Raw genomic sequence first — 18,281 nt, forward strand, 5'->3', positions numbered from 1 at the left:
TGATAACTGCGCAGCAGCTCAACAGCTATTGTTGTTTGTATAGCGACATTTAAAACCAATCAATTAATTCACTGCGGTGAAAAAATTAAATTATGTTTAAAAGCAGGCTTTATTGGTGAGGCAAAGGCTAATAACGAGAACTGTCTTGTAACGGTGATTTATACTGTAATTGAGCAAGTTGCTCTTTTAAAGATAGCACCATTTCTTCCCAGTAGCGGTTCGTGTTAAACCAAGGAAAATTGTGTTTGAAACTAGGGTCTTGCCAGCGGTTGGCTAACCACGCACTATAATGGAGCATTCGCATGGCTCGGAGTGGCTCAATTAATATTAGCTCGCGATCATCAAACTCTCTAAAATCTTCATACCCTGTTAATAACTCATTTATTTGCTGATTACTTTCACTGTCATTAACAAGCATCCACAAATCTTGCACTGCAGGCCCCATTCTACTGTCGTCAAAGTCAACAAAATGTGGTCCATCATCAGTCCAAAGTACATTACTTGGGTGGCAGTCACCGTGCAACCGAATGCTGTTATAAGCGCCAAATTGGTCAAACTGAGTTTGGCAATGATCGAGTATATGCTGTGTCACGGACTTAAATGCTGCCTCAATATGTGCGGGAATAAACTGATTGTTGAGTAGAAAGTCAACGCTATCGAAACCAAAGCTTTGTAGACTTAAATGAGGGCGAACATTAAAAGCACTAGCCTCTCCAAGTAAATGAATTCTGCCTAAGAATCGACCGAGCCATTGCAAAGTTTTTTTGTCGTCTAGATTGGGGGAGCGACCGCCTTCGCAAGGATAAACCGCAAACCTGAATTGATTAAATTTAAATAAGGTCGTTTCATTGATAACAATTGGCGCCACAACGGGGATTTCTTGCGCGCTTAATTGTAAAGTAAATTGATGCTCTTCAATTATTTGTTGGTCGCTCCAGCGCGCGGGGCGATAAAACTTAACCACAAAGCGTTCTTCTGCGTAATTTCTGAATTGATAAACTCTATTTTCATAGCTATTTAAGCCAAGTAACGCCGCTTGCGGTTCAAAGCCGACAGATTCAAGTGCGTCGAGAACGCTATCTGGAGTTAGTGCGTAAAAATTAAGTTCTTGTGACGCTAATGCAACGTCAGTTGGTGGCGCTTTCGATTGGTTCATTTTTAAGTTAGTTTAATTAAACTCCAGTCGCGTTTTTGCCATAACCTTACAAACCAAAATGCTTGGAAAAGTCTATAAAGTCCCTGAGTTAGCCAAATTGCCGTCAACCCCATACCTAAATAAGGACCAATCAGCCATGCTAGCGGTAAAAATATTAACCACTGGCAAACTAGACCAACAATCATCGTAGCTTTAGTGGCGCCGGCGCCTTGGAGTGAAGACATTAACACTAAGTTAAAGGCGTCTATAATAATGGCAATACCAACAAGTTGCAGCGGCACTTTAGCGAGCGCTACTACCGTAGGATCTTTTAAGAAAAAGCTGAGTATGAGTTCGGGAAAAAAGAATAAAGGAAGGCTAAAACTAGAGATACACAAAGCGGCAATTTTTGCGGTGTCCCAGGCCCAGTTATAAGCATCATCAACATCTTTGCGCCCTAGCGCTTGGCCTACTAATGTTGCCGAGCTCATACCAAAAGCGATAGAGGGCAATATGGCAACTAAAGTAAGTGTTGTAAGCACATTGGCCGCCGCTAATTCTTGAGTCCCAATTTGCCCCACAATCCAAAACAAAATAGTAAAACCTAACGCAAAAAACAATTGCTGAGCGGACGAGGGTAAGGATATTTTTAGCATTTGAATTAAGGTTTCTTTATGCGGTAAATGAAACCCAAATCCATAGGCTCTTGTGTGTCGCATAGTTAGGTAAAAATACATAAAGCTTCCGCCAAACATGGCTAGTGTTGTGCCTAGCCCAGCGCCTTGGGTACCTAGCTCTGGAAAGCCCCATCGTCCAAAAATAAACACATAATTAAGAAAAATATTGAGGGCATGCATGATAATTAGCGTTTTAAAGTAGTAGCGGGTCATTTTTATGGCGCTAAGATAGCCGCGAAAACTAAAGTTCATGCCAACAGCCATAATACTGATAAGTCTGGCATCTAAATATTGCTCGCCATGCTTGATGACTTCGGGATCATCATTTAACAACTGCATAATGGGTTGGCTAAAGTAAGTGAGAACTAGCGTTAATGGAATTGCACAAACAAAAATTGTAATTAATGCGCCATTTAGTGGGTTTGCAGCAGTAGTGAGCCGGCCTTCGCCTACTCGGCGCGCCACCATGGCTTGCACTCCAGAAGACAAGCCCATAAACAATGCCGCAGCCACAAAGTTCATAAAGCTGGCTAAACCAACTGCAGCAAGCGGGGCCGTACCGAGTTGACCAACCATAGCAGCATCGACCAAATTTAAGATGTTTTGAGACATCATCCCGCCGATTATCGGAAGAGCTATTTGAAAAATCTGAGTTGAGCGCTCGCGAGCAACCAATGGTGCACCACTTTAAGTTGAGATAATGGGCGACAGTTTAGCATTTTATAGGCGTGATGCAGAAGCGGCGAATGCTTGAATCTGTAACAGTATTTATTATTAATTGAATAGCAAAATTGGCATTGTTGGAGTTAGGCTAAAATCGCTCTGGCGATACACCATATATCAACGCGCTCAGCGCCTTGCGCTAGTAAAAAGTCTGCCAGCTCGTTGGCTGTAGTTCCCGTCGTCATAACGTCATCTATAACGGCAATATGTGCAGGCATGCCTGTGACAGGATTAAAGCGCTTAGCTAATACAAAGGCATTTTTTAAGTTGCGTTTACGCTCTGCGGCAGAAAGGTTAATTTGAGGTAAGGTTAACTTCTCTCTATTTATGAGCCTAGTATAAACCGGAATTTTAAGGCGTTTAGAGAGTTTTTGAGCGATTAAATTGGCTTGATTAAATCCTCTTTGGCGTAACCTTTTAGGATGTAATGGCACCGGAATCATGGCGTTAGGTAGTTCGTGAGCGGCATATTGATTTTGAATGGCTAAATAAAGGCTGTTCGAAAGCAGGTTAAGCTGGCGAAACTGGTGATTAAACTTTAGTTGGGTTATCAAATCATTGATTGGGGCTTCATATAAAAAAGCCGCGCAAGTCCTATTATACGTTGGTGTACTTGTTAAGCACTCACCACAAGTACTTTGGCTAGCACTATTCGCAGCTTGAGTTAAAGGCAAGGCACACACTCGGCACGCTTGCGTCAAGTAGGGCAACTTTGACTGGCAATAAAGGCAGATTAAGTGTGAAGTTAATTGTGCGGGTGGAAAAATTGCACCGCCCCCATAATTTGCCGGTTGAGTCAGTTTAATTTCACCATGACAAAGCAAGCAGTCGGCATCTAATTGGAACGAGGTGTTTTTGAGTTGTTTAAAAAACAACCGCATGTTAACTTTAAACTTGCTAATCACTTGACAATCCTTTGTCTACTTTTAAGATCCGCCTACAATTAGTTGCTTATGCAAAAACTATTGAATTACACCTAAGATTAATAGCAATAACCTTTATTTGCTATTTTAGTGGATGCTAAAGCAAGGGTTCTCATAATCAACCTTAATAACAGTAAAATAACATCTAGCAGGCAAATTATGCAATCTAACCACACCGCTACCGCGCAATCTGATATTCGTCATGACTGGCAAGTCTCTGAAATTCAAGCTCTTTATGCAAAGCCATTAAATGATTTGTTGTTTCAAGCGCAAACTGTACATCGCCAGTATTTTGATCCTAATCAGGTTCAAGCTTCTACATTAATGAGCATTAAAACTGGTGCATGCCCAGAAGATTGCGCTTATTGTCCGCAAAGCGGCCACTACAATACCGGTTTATCAAAAGAGCAATTGGTTGCCATTGACGAAGTTATTAAGTCTGCAAAAAATGCCAAGCGTAGCGGAGCGACGCGATTTTGTATGGGAGCTGCGTGGCGCAGCCCAAGAGGCAAAGACTTCCCGGTAGTGTTAGAGATGATAAAGCAAGTGAAAGCGCTTGAATTAGAAACTTGCGTGACACTTGGAATGCTCAATAAAGAACAAGCAGCACAATTAAAAGATGCGGGCTTGGACTATTACAATCATAATTTAGACACCAGCGCAGAATACTATAGCGAAATTATTACCACCCGAACCTATCAAGACCGACTAAACACTTTGGCTGAGGTGCGAGATGCGGGAATAAACGTTTGTGCTGGCGGTATTTTAGGTATGGGTGAAACCCTAAGAGACAGGCTGAGTTTAATTAAAGAACTAGCCAATTTGCCAGAGCACCCTCAGAGCGTTCCGATTAATCAATTAATTGCGGTTAAAGGCACGCCGTTACAAGATGTGAAAGAGTTAGACCCGTTTGAATTTATCCGTATGATCGCTGTTGCACGCATTGTCATGCCAAAGTCTTATGTACGTTTATCTGCAGGGCGTGAAAATATGTCCGACGAAATGCAAGCAATGTGCTTTTTTGCTGGCGCTAACTCTATTTTTTATGGTGACAAGTTATTGACCACCGAGAATCCGGACATGAACCATGATTTGGCTTTATTTGAGCGTTTAGGCATAACGCCCGAAGGCGGTACGCCTGAAACTAACCCTTGTCCGCGTAAACTCGCCGAAGAGCAAGCTCAAATAGAGGCTGCAGCGAATGCGGGTAGTGCGCAAAATAAACCGCAGTTTTATAACGCCGCAAACTAGACAAGCATTGATAACGCCCTATGTTTTTATCCCTGCTTGAGCAAACCTTAAAACAGCGCCAAGCCGATTCACTGTTGCGCCAACAAGCGACTGTTGAGGCGGTAAATGGCGTGAAAATAAGCATTGCTGGTAAACAGTTGCTCAACTTTGCCAGCAATGATTATTTAGGTTTGTCTACCGCTGCTACCGGCATTACGGCCATGCAGCAAGGCGCTTCAGAATTTGGTGTTGGCAGTGGCGCTTCACATTTAATTTGCGGCCATCAACGACCTCACCAAGCGCTAAATTTAGCCATTGCTAAGTTTACCGGCAGAGATGCCGCTTTGAGTTTTTCTTCTGGCTACATGGCAAACCTAGGGTTACTTCAAGCGCTTGCATCTAAAGGCGATTTAATTATTGCAGATAAATTAAATCATGCTTCACTGATTGACGGCGTGAAACTAAGTGGTGCCAAAAGTTTGCGTTATGCACATCTTGATATGGCTCATTTAGAAGCTAGGTTAAAGCTCAATGGACGCAATAAATTTGTGGTAACTGATGGTGTTTTCAGTATGGATGGTGACATTGCACCGCTTAAGGAGATTGTTAACCTGTGCGAGCGATATCAAGCGACCTTAATAATTGACGACGCACATGGTTTTGGCGTAATTGGAGAGCAAGGTAAAGGAATTACTGAGCACTTTGGTTTAACCCAAAAGCAGGTTCCTGTTTATATGGCAACGTTAGGTAAAGCCTTGGGTGGTTACGGGGCTTTTGTTGCTGGCGATGAGCGACTTATTCGTTATTTACAGCAAATGGCTCGAACTTATATGTTTACAACTGCCATGCCTGCAGCGGTTGCCAGTGCAAATTTAGCAAATTTACAACAGCTTGCGTCGAGCAATCGCTTGGTGAAAGCGTTAGGTGAAAATATTACTTTTTTTAAACAGCAATGTCTGCAAGTTGGAATCAAGTTAATGCCGTCAGAGAGTGCGATTCAACCAATTCTTGTTGGCGCCTGCGATAAGTTAATTAAATTAGAAAAAGCGGTTCGAAAACAAGGCTTTTTAATAGGCGCGGTGAGGCCTCCAACCGTTGCTGCAGGTAGTGCTCGCTTTCGGATCACTTTAAGTGCAGCACATAGCCCCGCCCAAATTCAAAGCTTGGTAAACTGTTTAGCCAAAATAATGCATAGCAATAAAGAAGTGAAGGCATGAAATTAAAACCTTTTTGTAAACAAAGTGGCAGTGGGCCAAAGCTCGTCTTACTTCATGGATGGGGGCTGCATGGAGGAATATGGGAAACTGTATTACCTCAGTTAGAAGCTAATTTTGAAGTATTTAACATTGATTTGCCAGGGTTTGGGTATAGTCCTGTTTATAATGGAGAATACACTTTAGAGTATCTAGTTGAATCGGTTGCCGCTGTCATACCCGAAGATTGCTACTTATTAGGCTGGTCGTTAGGTGGTTTAGTGGCGACGGGAATTGCACTTAAATATCCGCAAAAAATAAAAAAACTGATTACCGTTGCGTCTAACCCGAGCTTTGTGGCAACTCCAGAATGGCGTTTTGGAATGCAGGCCGAAACATTGGAGTCGTTTATTGCTTTTTTAGAGGAAGATTACGAAGGTACGTTAATTAAATTTTTGGGCATTCAAACCATGGGAAGCGCAACTCAAAAAGAAGACATTAAACGCTTAAAGGAAACCGTGTTTATTCATGGTCAGCCTTCGAAAAAAGCGCTAAGAGGTGGCTTGCAAATTTTGCATGACATTAATTTGGTTGAACAGTTGAAAGCGCTAAAAATGCCAATTTTAAGGCTTTATGGAAGATTGGATTCTTTAGTCCCCGCCAAAGTGGTGGCGGATGTAGCAGAGCATATACCTAATAGCCCTTCAAAAATTTATCGACGGGCAGCTCACGCCCCTTTCTTATCTGTGCCACAAGAATTTTGTGACGATGTTTCTGGTTTTTTAATCCATGATCAAATTCCTGCGGCAGTAAGCGAATGAATTTAGAAAAAACTTTAATCGCGCAGTCGTTTAGTAGCGCCGCAAAGCATTACGATGAGTTTGCCTTTTTACAAAATGAAGTCGCTGATAGAGTGTTTGAGCGGCTCGAGCTGATGCGGATAAAACCTAAGAACATTCTAGATGTAGGCTGTGGTACGGGTTATTGCACGCGCAAACTTCGCAAGTTGTTTAAACGAGCCAAAGTCAACGGCGTTGATATTGCCCCTGGAATGATAGAGCAAGCCAATCATCAGCAACCGTTACTTAATAAAATAAATTATCAAGTTGCCGATGCCGAGTCGCTGCCTTTTGCAGACAACTCTTTTGAGCTTGTTTTTTCTAGTCTGACGGTGCAGTGGTCAAACGATTTAAATATCATGATGGCTGAGCTGCACCGAGTTTTGAAGCCCGGTGGATTACTTATATTTTCTACGCTTGGGCCAGATACACTTTTAGAGCTCCGCCAAAGTTGGCAACAAGTTGACGATAATGTACACGTTAATGAGTTTCTCGATATGCATATAGTCGGTGATATTGTATTTAATGCAAGCTTTGAAAATACCGTAATGGATAGAGATGTTATTACCTTAACTTACCAAACAATGCTGGGCCTAATGCGGGATTTAAAAGGAATAGGTGCGCATAATGTTAACTCGGGCAGACCAAAAGGCATGCTTGGCAAACAAAAATTTAAGCAGCTAGAGCAAGCTTATGAGCAATTTCGATGGCAAGATGGACAGCTTCCTGCAACTTACGAAGTAGTCTATGGTCACGCTTGGAAGAGAACTGGAAAGCCTCAACAAGATTATCATACTAAGGCAGTAGAAATTCAGCCTGCTGCTAAAAACTAATGGCAAGTAATATGTCACAAAAATTTTTTATTACCGGAACAGATACCGAAGTAGGTAAAACTTTGTTCAGCTGTGCTTTGATCCGTGCGCTGCGTGCCAAGCGACATACCGTCATGGCGTTTAAACCAATTGCGGCGGGTTGCGAAACGATAGCGGGCGAGCCAAAAAATGAAGACGCTTTAGCAATAATAAAAGCGCTTGAATTTAGTGGAGAGTACGCGCAGGTAAACCCTATTGCGCTACACCAACCTATCGCGCCGCATATTGCAGCAGCACTCGAAGATAAAGCCTTGTCGGTTGAAAAGTTGCAGCAACTAGTCGATTTAGATAATCAATCTGCACAATTTACATTGGTTGAAGGTGCTGGTGGCTGGTTAGTGCCTTTGAATCACCAAGAAACGATGGCCGATTATGTCGTCGCTGAAAAAATTCCAGTGATATTGGTAGTAGGGCTTAAATTAGGCTGTATTAATCATGCATTACTCACTGCCGCTATGATCCGCCAACAAGGATTAACGCTTGCGGGCTGGGTAGCTAACTATATTGATCCTAATATGCTAAATCAAAGCCAAAATATAGAAACCCTAAAGCAACGTCTTGAATGTCCTTTAATTGCTGAGATACCTTTTTTAGCCGGGGCAGACAAGATAGAAGCCGCTGCTAATTGTGTTAAACTAGAGACTATTGTTGGATAACGAGTTCGAAACTGGCTATCCCTAAATCGCTACTTAGATAATGAGAAACTCAACATGGCAAAAGTTGGTCAGTTTAACCATTTAAAAATTGCACGCAAAACCTCAAAAGGTACTTTTCTACACGCAGGAGAATTTGGTCAAGTTTTTCTTCCTGCCAACCAAACGCCCTCATTTTGTGAAGTCGGGGATAAAATAGAAGTTTTTCTATATAGAGACTCTCACGACCAAGCGGTTGCAACAACCCATAAACCTCGGGTTGAAATTGGCGGCGTCGCCTGTTTAAAAGTTGTATCTGTTAGTTCTGTTGGCGCGTTTTTAGACTGGGGACTGCCAAAAGATCTGTTAGTACCTTTTGGTGAGCAAAGTAAAAAAATGGCAGAAGGAGAGTTTCATCTTGTTCGCGTTTACGAAGATAATACAGGGAGAGTGTGTGCGACGAGTAAACTCAATAAATTTATTAAACCAGAAACTCAAGGTTTAAAAACTGGGCAACAAGTGAGTTTGTTTGTAGGCGATAAAACAGATATTGGCTACAAAATGATTGTTGAGCAAAAATATTGGGGCGTACTTCATACCGCAGATGTCTTTAGAGAAATTCGTTACGGCCAAAGACTAAAAGGGTTTATAAAAAATGTTCGTGCCGATAAGCGTGTGGATATATCCTTGCAAGAACCCGGTTATGCACCAAGCCAGTCGTTGTCTGAAAAAATTCTAAAACATTTAGAAAAGAATGATGGCTTCTCACCGGTCTATGATAAAAGCCCACCTGAACTCATCTATAAAACTTTTGGGGTGAGTAAAAAAGTGTTTAAGGCTGAGCTAGGTTCGTTGTATAAGCAAAGAAAAATAGTCATAGAAAGTGGCGGTATTCGACTGGCCTAAAAGGGAAAAATTATGTTAACTCACTATCCATCTAATCTCGGCCGAGTCGTTTTTCTTGGTTTGTTATTTTGTTTTTCCTTCGCCGCGCATGCGCAAATTAAAGCGCAAAGCCCGCAGCACTTTTCTTTAAACTACACCATTATTATTGATGCGCCACTAGATAAAGTTGAGTCGACATTAATTAATGTTAGCTCATGGTGGAGCGCAGCACACACCTACTCTGGCGATGCTAACAACTTGTACATTGATCTTGAGCAACAGCTTTGCTTTTGTGAAAAGCTTGATCGGCAAGGTGTCGTGAAGCATATGGGAGTTGGATTATATTGGCCGGGTAAACAACTACGTTTGTTAGGCGGTTTAGGTCCGTTACAAGCCCTTCCGGTTAATGGGAGTATGAATTTCCAATTAACTGCGGTTAGCCCTAAACAAACCAAGCTTGAGGTGAATTATTTGGTGAGTAGTGGCACTGCTGAGTTAAGCAATTGGGCAAAGACAGTAGACAATGTTTTAACAACGCAATTAAAGCGCTTAAAAATTGAGGTAGAAAAATGAAAAAAATAGTCGGCAGTTGGATTGTTTTAATTTGCTTTGTTGCTTTTAATGCTATGGCTACTCCGGAGCAAGCCCCTCCAAGAGAACGTGGTGAAGGCCCGTTTGAACGCTTAATTCTGCGTGGAGTTAACTTTATTGCAGGAGACGGCGCACCGATGCGCGGGCCTGTTGATATAGTAATAGAAAAAAATCGAATCGTGACAATACAAAATGTCGGTAACCCTGGTGTGCCAATTATAGCCAAGCGCCCTGAAGCACTACCTGGGGATAAAGTGTTGGAGCTTGCAGGTCATTATGTATTACCAGGTTTTGTTGATATGCATGGACATATTGGTGGCGATTCACAAATTAATACGGCGGAGTATACTTTTAAACTTTGGTTAGCTCATGGAATTACAAGTGTGCGTGAACCTGGTAGTTTCAATGGTGCAGAGTTTACTTTAAGCCAAGCTAAAAAGAGTCAATTAAACCAAATTACAGCGCCACGGATTATTCCTTATTTTGGCTTTGGACTTGGCAGTAGCGAGCCAATTAATACACCGTCGGAAGCGCGAAAATGGGTGAAAGAAATCGCCAAACAAGGCGCCAGAGGGATTAAGTTTTTTGGATTAAAACCAGCAGTATTTAAAGCCGCAGTTAAAGAAGCTAAAAAACGGAACTTAAAAACTATGATGCATCACGCGCAGCTTGATGTGGTTCATTTAAATGCTTTAGATAGTGCGCGTATTGGGTTAGATACGATGGAGCACTGGTATGGATTACCAGAAGCAATGTTTGAAGATAAAGTGATTCAAGACTACTCATTAAATTACAATTATAACAACGAGCAAGACCGATTTGGTGAGGCAGGTAAACTATGGTTACAAGCTGCCAAGCCAGGTAGTCAAAAATGGAATGCGGTGAGAGATGAGCTCATTGATTTAAACTTTACGATTAATCCAACACTTACTATTTACGAAGCTAGTCGTGATTTAATGCGCGAGCGAAATGCCGATTGGCATGAAGAGTACACCTTGCCGAGACTTTGGGATTTCTTTCAAGCGAATCGCCATGCTCATGGCTCTTATTGGTTTGACTGGACAACTCAGGACGAAATTAACTGGAAAAATAATTATGTGCGTTGGATGAACTTTTTAAATGATTACAAAAATCATGGTGGTCGAGTGACGACTGGCAGTGACTCTGGTTACATTTATAAAACTTACGGTTTTGGCTATATTCGCGAACTAGAGCTGCTGCAAGAAGCCGGTTTTCATCCCTTAGAAGTGATCAAGTCTGCCACGATTAATGGTGCGGAAGCCTTGGGAATGGAAAACGATATTGGCTCAATTGGAGTGGGCAAACTAGCTGATTTAGTCATAGTAGAAGAAAACCCATTAAGAAACTTTAAAACTTTGTATGGGACTGGCCACGTAAAGCTAAATGACGATAATAAACCTGTCACAGTTGGCGGGGTAAAATATACCATTAAAGACGGTATTATATTTGACGCAAAGCAGTTGCTAGAAGATGTTAAGGCGATTGTTAAGCAGCAAAAATCAAGTTTGGAGAATTAGTCACTATGGCAAAACCGGGTAAGCAAGGAATAGCTAGAATTATCGATGCCACAGGTTATTCGTTTAAAGGACTCAAAGCCGCTTGGCAACATGAAGCGGCTTTTAGACAAGAGTTGATATTAGCGCTGATAGGGTTACCTGTTGCGTACTTTTTAGCAGCCAATAAAATAGAGTTTCTTTGGTTAGTTCTTCCTTTGTTTGTCTTGGTTATGGCTGAGTTGACCAATTCGGCTATTGAAGCAGTCGTCGATCGTATTAGTGATGAACATCACCATTTAGCAGGCAGGGCAAAAGATATTGGCTCTGCTTTAGTTTTTGTTAGTCTATTGTTGTTTGGTGTGATTTGGAGCGTGATACTTTTTCCGTCTATTTTTGGATTTTAACCTATCACACTCAATACCCGCCTCTTTCTTCCCTTAGTAAGCAAGTTTGTTTTTATGAGGCTCAATTGGCCTATTTGGGCTTAAATTACATATTTGGTAACACTTTGCAGCCTTGGGTTAAGGGATGTAGAAGCTTTGTGTAACTAATTGCCTTACATGTTTGCTTAAAATAGTTTAATTTAATCGGCTTGAAATTTCGAACGGAGAGAAAAATTGAATAAACTGGTGACACTAAGTCTTTTAGCAATGTTGGTCGGCTGCCAACAATCATCTGACCCACAGAATAAAACAGCCCAGCCTGCAGCCGATTCTTCGATTGTGAATATAGAAGGAATTACCTTTATCGAAGAAGTCAAAGCGCAAGCAGATAAAACGGTTATACCTTACCAAAAATATCAACTTGACAATGGGTTAACTGTTATTTTGCATGAAGATAAATCTGATCCTTTAGTTCATGTGGATGTCACCTACCATGTCGGTTCAGGGCGTGAAGAACTTGGTAAATCAGGATTTGCTCACTTTTTTGAGCACATGATGTTTCAAGGCTCTGAAAACGTCGCAGACGAGCAACACTTTAAACTAATTACAGAAGCCGGTGGTACTTTAAATGGCACCACTAATAGCGATAGAACTAACTATTTTCAAACGGTACCTGCAAATCAACTTGAAAAAATTCTTTGGTTAGAAGCTGACCGAATGGGATTTTTGCTCGACGCAGTAACTCAAGAAAAATTTGAAGTACAGCGCGAAACGGTGAAAAATGAGCGCGGTCAACGAGTCGATAACCGTCCATACGGACGCTTGAACGAGCGAGTTTCTGAAGCTTTATATCCTAGCGGACACCCCTATTCATGGCCAGTCATTGGGTATATGGAAGATCTTAATCGCGTTGATGTGAATGATTTGAAAGCTTTCTTTCTACGTTGGTATGGCCCAAATAACGCGGTGCTGAGTATTGGTGGCGATTTAGACGCGAAACAAGCTTTAACCCAAGTGAAAAAATATTTTGGCTCTATTCCTAGAGGCCCAGAAGTAGCAATGCCGGCTAAACAACCAGTAACGCTTGCAGAAGATCGATTCATTTCTATGCAAGATAATGTTCATCTGCCACTCCTCTATATGTCTTATCCTACAGCTTATTTGTACCATGAAGACGAGGCTGCGTTAGACTTATTAGCAACCATACTTGGCGGCGGTCAAACTTCGATTTTGTATAAAAATTTAGTTAAAAACCAACTTGCAGTGCAAGCTTCCGCGAGTCATCCTTGTGCAGAATTAGCCTGCACATTTAACTTGTATGCGCTACCACACCCTCGCTCAGGAAAGTCACTCGCAGATGTGGAAAAAGTTATCCGCGAATCATTAAAAGAATTTGAGCAACGCGGTGTAGAAGATGATGATTTAATTAAAGCAAAAGCACAAATGGAAGCAAATTTTGTTTTTGGTTTGCAAAGTGTTTCTGGAAAAATAAGTCAACTAGCGGCTTACCAAACTTTTGCTAGCAACCCTAACTTTATTGAAAAAGACATTTCACGTTATGCCAATGTGACAAAACAAGATGTAATGCGAGTTTATAAAAAATACATTAAAGATAGTCATGCGGTAGTGATGAGTATTGTTCCTAACGGCAAGCCAGAACTGATCGCGTCTAAAGATAATTTTAGCGCACCAGAAAGAAAGCTTGCGCAAGCTGCCAGTACTACTGTTGACGAACTTAAACTACGCACAGCTAAAGACAATTTTGACCGCAGTAAAATTCCTCAAGCAGGCGTTAACAAGCCGGTAGACGTACCTCAAATGTGGAAGGCTGAACTTACTAATGGTATTAAATTACTTGGAACTCAAAGTAACGAAACTCCGACCACATCATTTTTATTAAAAATCCCTGCGGGTCATTATTTTGAAAGTAAAGATAAAGCCGGGTTAGCTAGCTTAGTGGCTAGTATGCTCGATGAGTCTACTCAAGTACGCAGTGCTGAAGAAATGAGTAAGTCATTACAAAAGCTGGGCACAAGTATATCGATTTACGCAACCGACGATTACTTAAACGTTAATGTCAATGCATTGACAAAGCACTTAGATGCAAGTATTCAATTACTACAAGAAAAGCTATTAAAGCCAGCATTTGATCAAGCTGAATTCGAACGAGTAAAAAACAATGCGATTGAAGGAGTAAAAAATAATAAGAAAAATGCAGGGTATTTGGCTCGCAGAGCATTTGATCAACTTATACATGCAGATAATATTGCAGCAATGCCAACCGATGGTACGGTTGAAACGCTCAATAATATTTCGTTAAAAGATGTTCAAGCGTTTTATCAGACTTTCTTTATGCCAAGTGATGCCCAGCTGATTGTGGTATCAAATTTAGCTAAAGAAAAACTTGAAAAAAGTTTAAGCACGTTAGCGAATTGGAAAGGCGAGTCAAAACAACTCAATCTTGAACTCCCTTTACCTAAAGTAAAAACGGGCACTATTTACTTAGTTCATAAAGATAATTCTGCTCAATCAGCCATTCGTATTGGAAAACGAGCATTAAAAGAAGATATAACTGGTGAGTTTTATAAAGCTTACTTAATGAACTTTCCATTAGGTGGTGCATTTAATAGTCGCATAAATTTAAATTTGCGTGAAGATAAAGGCTATACCTATGGTGCGCGCTCTGGTTTTTACGGCGATAAATTAAGTGGCGCATTTGTTGCCTCTGCAGAAGTAAGAGCCGATGCCACAGACAAGTCAATTATAGAGTTTGTAACGGAAATTAAGCGCTACGCAGAAGAGGGAATTAGCGCAGACGAGCTGAAGTTTATGCGTGAGTCTATTAATCAGCGAGATGCACTAAAATACGAAACCCCGAGTGCGAAGTTAAGCTTTCTTGCGCAAATTTTAGAGCATGATTTAAGCTCTAACTTTGTTAAAGAGCGCAGCGACATAGTTGCCACGATTAGCAAAGCTGAAATTGACGCGCTTGCGAAAAAGCATTTAAATTTAGAAGAAATGCTAATGGTTGTTGTGGGCAATGCCGAAGTCCTTAAACCTCAATTAGAAGCTTTGGGCTATCCAGTTGAAATATTTGAGTTATAAGCGCGTGTAACGCCATTAAAAGGCATTAATTAAAAGGCTAGCAATAATTAGATTGCTAGCCTTTTTTATTGGTAAAAAGTATAAAAGAGTAATTTTTTATCAAATTACCGCTTTTTTCAATGAAGCGCGTATTTTTCACTAAACTTTTTCTCTACTAAGCCGATAAACTCATCAATATCCCCGAAAGCGTTTAAATGCTTTTGTGGAAGCTAAGATCGACTTTTATTCATTCGGATAACAGAGGACATTGTGGACATTAATAACGCTTTAAATACCGGTATACAAGGCTTTCAAAACGCAACCAATCGAGCCAACCAAGCGGCTCAGGAAATTGCTTCTCAGCAGGTTAGTAGCGCTAATGTACAAGCGAGCTCAAATGATTCAAGCGACTCTAATTCGGTAGTCGCAGTACCAGCAGAGCCTAATAAGCCATTAACGACTTCGCTAATCGAGTTAAGAGTGGCAGAAAATGAAGCTAAAGCCAATGCCAATGTGATCCGAACCGCATCAGATATAGTTGGCAGTTTGTTAGATGTTACCGCATAAGTTAAAGAGGCTTTGCTAGCGCTAGGTTAACCTAAACCAATGATTATTACTGCACCGCCAATTTCAATTCCGGTTTCTACTGCGAACCCACCGACCGAAGCAGTAGCGGCTGAGGCTGCGCGTAAGGTTCCTGTTCCAGAAGCCAAACCAACGGTAGAAAACCCTAGTTTAAGACAAGCTGCCGATCCGCAGGAACCCAGTAAAAGTAATTCCGCACAAACAAATGATAAAGTCGATCCTGAGGCAGAAAAAGAAAGTAATAACTCGCAAGGCGATCCTAATAATAGTCAAGAGGAAAGAGCCCAAGCTCAACAGCAACAAGAAGTAGAAGCACTCAAGCGCACCGACCGCGAAGTAAGAGCTCATGAAGCCGCTCACGCGAGCGCTGGTGGAAGTTTGGCCGGAGCGCCACAGCTGTCTTTTGTTACTGGCCCAGACGGTAAACGCTATGCAGTGAGTGGTGAAGTATCAATCGATACGAGTAAAGTAGCCAATAACCCCCAAGCGACTATCGATAAAATGGAGCAAGTGCGTAGAGCTGCTCTGGCACCAGCTTCACCTTCTTCGCAAGATTTAAAAGTCGCAGCAATCGCAAGCCAAATTGCAAACCAGGCTAAAGTAGAGTTACAAGCTGAGCGTAATCAGCCAAACAGCTCTCGCTCATCGACAGAAGCAGATGATACGAAACAAACTAATTTGCGCGTGAAGGATCCTTTATCAGCTATTCGTCAATCTTTGGCTTTAAATCAACGTATTGCAGACTCTGGTGCACTTAGTGACGCCGAGAGCCAGGCGAATATTCGTACAATTATCTAGACTTTCAATTAACTTCTTATCAGAAGCTACTTGGAAACTGACAAACCATTTCCCTAATCAGGCCTAATTCCGTAAACTTGGCGCTAAAGTCATTTGGTAAAAACTATTAAGTATAATTATGTCGTTAGTGCGTACCCGACCTTTTTTAAAATGGGCCGGTGGGAAGTTTAGGTTATTAGATAAGCTTGCTCCACATTTAAGTGGGAAAAAGCTGATCGAGCCTTTTGTGGGTTCTGGAGCGGTATTTTTAAATCATCAATTTGAGCGTTATTTATTAGGTGATATTAATCCTGATCTTATCAATCTGTACCAGTGCTTAAAGTCTGAAAAAAGTCGCTTCATTGAGTATTCTAGAAGCTTTTTTACCGCTAAAAATAATCAACAGTCAAGTTACCTAAATTTTCGTTTGGAGTTTAATCAAACCGCAACTGGAAGGCGTAGAGCAGCGCTTTTCGTCTATTTAAATCGTCACGGATTTAATGGGCTTTGCCGATATAATCGTTCTGGCGGCTTTAATGTGCCCTTTGGACGCTATGTGAAACCTTATTTTCCAGAAAAAGAAATGCTTCACTTTATAAAACATTCTAAAGATGCAAAATTTATCTGCGGTGATTTTGTTAGTTTAATGAACCGATCTCGAAGAGGCGATGTCGTTTATTGTGATCCGCCTTATGTCCCATTGTCCCCAACCGCTAGTTTTACGAGTTACGCGGCACAGGGCTTTTCTTATGACCAACAAGTAGAGCTTGCTTATAGAGCAAAGCATTTAGCGAATAGGGGAGTTAAAGTTGTTATTTCTAATCATGATAACGCCATTACTCGAAAAATTTACGAAGATGCTCTCATTGAGTCATTTCCGGTAAGGCGCTTTATTAGTTGTGATGGGGCTTCGCGTGGAAACGCCGCGGAACTTTTAGCTATTTACGAATAAAAAAACGCTCAAAAGAGCGTTTTTTTATTGCGTGCTACTGCGACTAAGTTTGTTAATAATAGTATTGAGCAGTTAGTTGAATATGATCTCCACGGCGGAATAAGTAAGCCGGATCGCTCGGTTTATCCGACTCAAATAGCCTGACGTCTAGCGAAACTTTAACACTGTCACCCAATCGTTTACTGGCTTCAACAAGAAAACTGGTAGAGTCATTTTTTAAATCGTAGCTTAATCCCCACAAAAGCTCGCTTGAGCTGATATCATTTAAGGCTAAACGGTTGCCAAAAAACAAGTCGTTCTGAAAAACTGAAGTGCTATCGCTACCTCTCTCATCCCAAGCATATTCTACTAACCATCCTAAGTCGGCAGCTGAGTCAAAAATGCCATATTGGCTGTACTCAACGCCTGCTTGAATCGCAACATAGTCATCGACACTAGAGAAATGTTGCACCGCTTCTAACTTTAGAATGACGCTTTCTAAGTTTGCTTGTAGCTCTACACCAAGTCGCTGCGTTTGAAAGTAATAGGGCGTTAATTCAAAGCCTTGATTGTTATTGGGCGTCGCAGTGGGAACCAGTAAAGGGTTTCGCTCAGTACCATCAAACCATGATAGTGCAAACTCAAAGTCTCCGATGTAATGTGACCAACGCATTGCCCAGTCTAGATGTCTTTGCTCGTTACTCGATTCGTATAATGGTGTATCGGCGTTCACCATCGGAAGGCCCGGCCGACCTTCTCTACCAGCAAATGTTCTTTCTCTAAAGTAGGGCATTAGATAGATATCAAAGATTCCCCAGTCTTTTACCAGTGATAAATTCACCATGGGTTGCCCTAATTTATCTTCATTATCAACATCTTCTACTGAATCACTTTGGTTAATCGTGTCGACTAAATGTTGAAACTCGGTAACGCCCCAAAAGACTCGTCGTATACCTATTCTGCTTTCCCAACCATCGCCAACATGAATCCAGCCAAGCTCTCTAATGTCCATATGCGTTCGCTCGCTGTCATGCTGATCAACTCTGGCTGATGGAATAAATTCTAACGAGTCATTGCCGTCATTCCAGCGCCAAAAAAATTCCGGTGCAGCAGCGAGTGAAAGGTAAGAGTTTTTTTGTGAAGGAAATAAAGGCTCTTCAATAAACAAGCGCTCTTGAATTTCGATATTTCCTCTTACTTCAAACTCATTTGCATTGCTAGTATGGGAGTTAAATACCCCAGTAGTTATGATTAAAAGCAAACAATATTGGTTTAAATTCATACTTTACAATTCCAGTTTGAGT

17 protein-coding genes are annotated in these 18,281 nt (G+C 41.4%); 13 read left to right on the forward strand and 4 right to left on the reverse strand.

All coding sequences use genetic code 11. From position 1 onward, the window contains the following. Positions 1-127: 127 nt before the first annotated feature. The 3 genes from ACUR5C_RS03635 to ACUR5C_RS03645 form a co-directional block, all read right to left on the reverse strand. Positions 128-1,156: a serine/threonine protein kinase gene (locus tag ACUR5C_RS03635; RefSeq protein ID WP_454466994.1), complete on the reverse strand. Its 1,029-nt coding sequence runs from the start codon at positions 1,154-1,156 to the stop codon at positions 128-130. A 2-nt stretch (positions 1,157-1,158) separates the two neighbouring features. Continuing rightward, complete coding sequence (locus ACUR5C_RS03640; protein ID WP_454466995.1) at positions 1,159-2,487, reverse strand: MATE family efflux transporter; 1,329 nt, start codon at positions 2,485-2,487, stop codon at positions 1,159-1,161. A gap of 131 nt (positions 2,488-2,618) precedes the next feature. Then, the gene (locus ACUR5C_RS03645) at positions 2,619-3,440 is read right to left on the reverse strand and encodes a ComF family protein (protein ID WP_454466996.1); all 822 of its coding nucleotides are present in this window, start codon (positions 3,438-3,440) and stop codon (positions 2,619-2,621) included. Between the two features lie 177 nt (positions 3,441-3,617). Here ACUR5C_RS03645 and bioB point away from each other — a divergent pair, with 177 nt between their 5' ends. The 13 genes from bioB (at position 3,618) to ACUR5C_RS03710 (ending at position 16,998) form a co-directional block, all read left to right on the forward strand. After that, complete coding sequence (gene bioB, locus ACUR5C_RS03650; RefSeq protein WP_454466997.1) at positions 3,618-4,709, forward strand: biotin synthase BioB; 1,092 nt, start codon at positions 3,618-3,620, stop codon at positions 4,707-4,709. Between the two features lie 20 nt (positions 4,710-4,729). Continuing rightward, the gene (gene bioF, locus ACUR5C_RS03655) at positions 4,730-5,905 is read left to right on the forward strand and encodes an 8-amino-7-oxononanoate synthase (RefSeq protein WP_454466998.1); all 1,176 of its coding nucleotides are present in this window, start codon (positions 4,730-4,732) and stop codon (positions 5,903-5,905) included. After that, positions 5,902-6,702 carry a pimeloyl-ACP methyl ester esterase BioH gene (bioH, locus tag ACUR5C_RS03660; protein ID WP_454466999.1) on the forward strand — a complete coding sequence of 267 codons (801 nt, stop codon included), beginning with the start codon at positions 5,902-5,904 and terminating at the stop codon, positions 6,700-6,702. Before bioF ends, bioH begins: the two co-directional genes overlap by 4 nt. Then, complete coding sequence (gene bioC / locus ACUR5C_RS03665) at positions 6,699-7,553, forward strand: malonyl-ACP O-methyltransferase BioC (protein ID WP_454467000.1); 855 nt, start codon at positions 6,699-6,701, stop codon at positions 7,551-7,553. The genes bioH and bioC overlap by 4 nt, the downstream gene beginning before the upstream one ends. Before the next feature lie 11 nt (positions 7,554-7,564). Continuing rightward, the gene (bioD, locus tag ACUR5C_RS03670) at positions 7,565-8,248 is read left to right on the forward strand and encodes a dethiobiotin synthase (RefSeq protein WP_454467001.1); all 684 of its coding nucleotides are present in this window, start codon (positions 7,565-7,567) and stop codon (positions 8,246-8,248) included. A gap of 54 nt (positions 8,249-8,302) precedes the next feature. Continuing rightward, positions 8,303-9,130, forward strand: a complete 828-nt coding sequence (locus tag ACUR5C_RS03675) for a CvfB family protein (RefSeq protein ID WP_454467002.1) — start codon at positions 8,303-8,305, stop codon at positions 9,128-9,130. 12 nt (positions 9,131-9,142) lie between these two features. Then, positions 9,143-9,682: a hypothetical protein gene (locus ACUR5C_RS03680; RefSeq protein ID WP_454467003.1), complete on the forward strand. Its 540-nt coding sequence runs from the start codon at positions 9,143-9,145 to the stop codon at positions 9,680-9,682. Next, positions 9,679-11,238 carry an amidohydrolase family protein gene (locus ACUR5C_RS03685; RefSeq protein ID WP_454467004.1) on the forward strand — a complete coding sequence of 520 codons (1,560 nt, stop codon included), beginning with the start codon at positions 9,679-9,681 and terminating at the stop codon, positions 11,236-11,238. The genes ACUR5C_RS03680 and ACUR5C_RS03685 overlap by 4 nt, the downstream gene beginning before the upstream one ends. A 5-nt stretch (positions 11,239-11,243) precedes the next feature. After that, positions 11,244-11,621 (forward strand): diacylglycerol kinase, encoded by a 378-nt coding sequence (locus ACUR5C_RS03690; RefSeq protein ID WP_454467005.1) that lies wholly within the window; start codon positions 11,244-11,246, stop codon positions 11,619-11,621. Positions 11,622-11,834: 213 nt separating this feature from the next. After that, on the forward strand, positions 11,835-14,705 hold the full coding sequence (locus ACUR5C_RS03695) for a M16 family metallopeptidase (RefSeq protein WP_454467006.1): 2,871 nt from the start codon (positions 11,835-11,837) through the stop codon (positions 14,703-14,705). 249 nt (positions 14,706-14,954) lie between these two features. Further along, positions 14,955-15,251 carry a hypothetical protein gene (locus tag ACUR5C_RS03700; protein ID WP_454467008.1) on the forward strand — a complete coding sequence of 99 codons (297 nt, stop codon included), beginning with the start codon at positions 14,955-14,957 and terminating at the stop codon, positions 15,249-15,251. Between the two features lie 39 nt (positions 15,252-15,290). After that, positions 15,291-16,067, forward strand: a complete 777-nt coding sequence (locus ACUR5C_RS03705) for a putative metalloprotease CJM1_0395 family protein (protein ID WP_454467009.1) — start codon at positions 15,291-15,293, stop codon at positions 16,065-16,067. 118 nt (positions 16,068-16,185) lie between these two features. Further along, positions 16,186-16,998 carry a Dam family site-specific DNA-(adenine-N6)-methyltransferase gene (locus ACUR5C_RS03710; RefSeq protein WP_454467010.1) on the forward strand — a complete coding sequence of 271 codons (813 nt, stop codon included), beginning with the start codon at positions 16,186-16,188 and terminating at the stop codon, positions 16,996-16,998. 52 nt (positions 16,999-17,050) lie between these two features. Here ACUR5C_RS03710 and ACUR5C_RS03715 read toward each other — a convergent pair whose 3' ends face one another. Then, on the reverse strand, positions 17,051-18,259 hold the full coding sequence (locus tag ACUR5C_RS03715) for a hypothetical protein (protein WP_454467011.1): 1,209 nt from the start codon (positions 18,257-18,259) through the stop codon (positions 17,051-17,053). Positions 18,260-18,281 lie beyond the last annotated feature (22 nt).

This window comes from Aliikangiella aequoris (assembly GCF_053709105.1).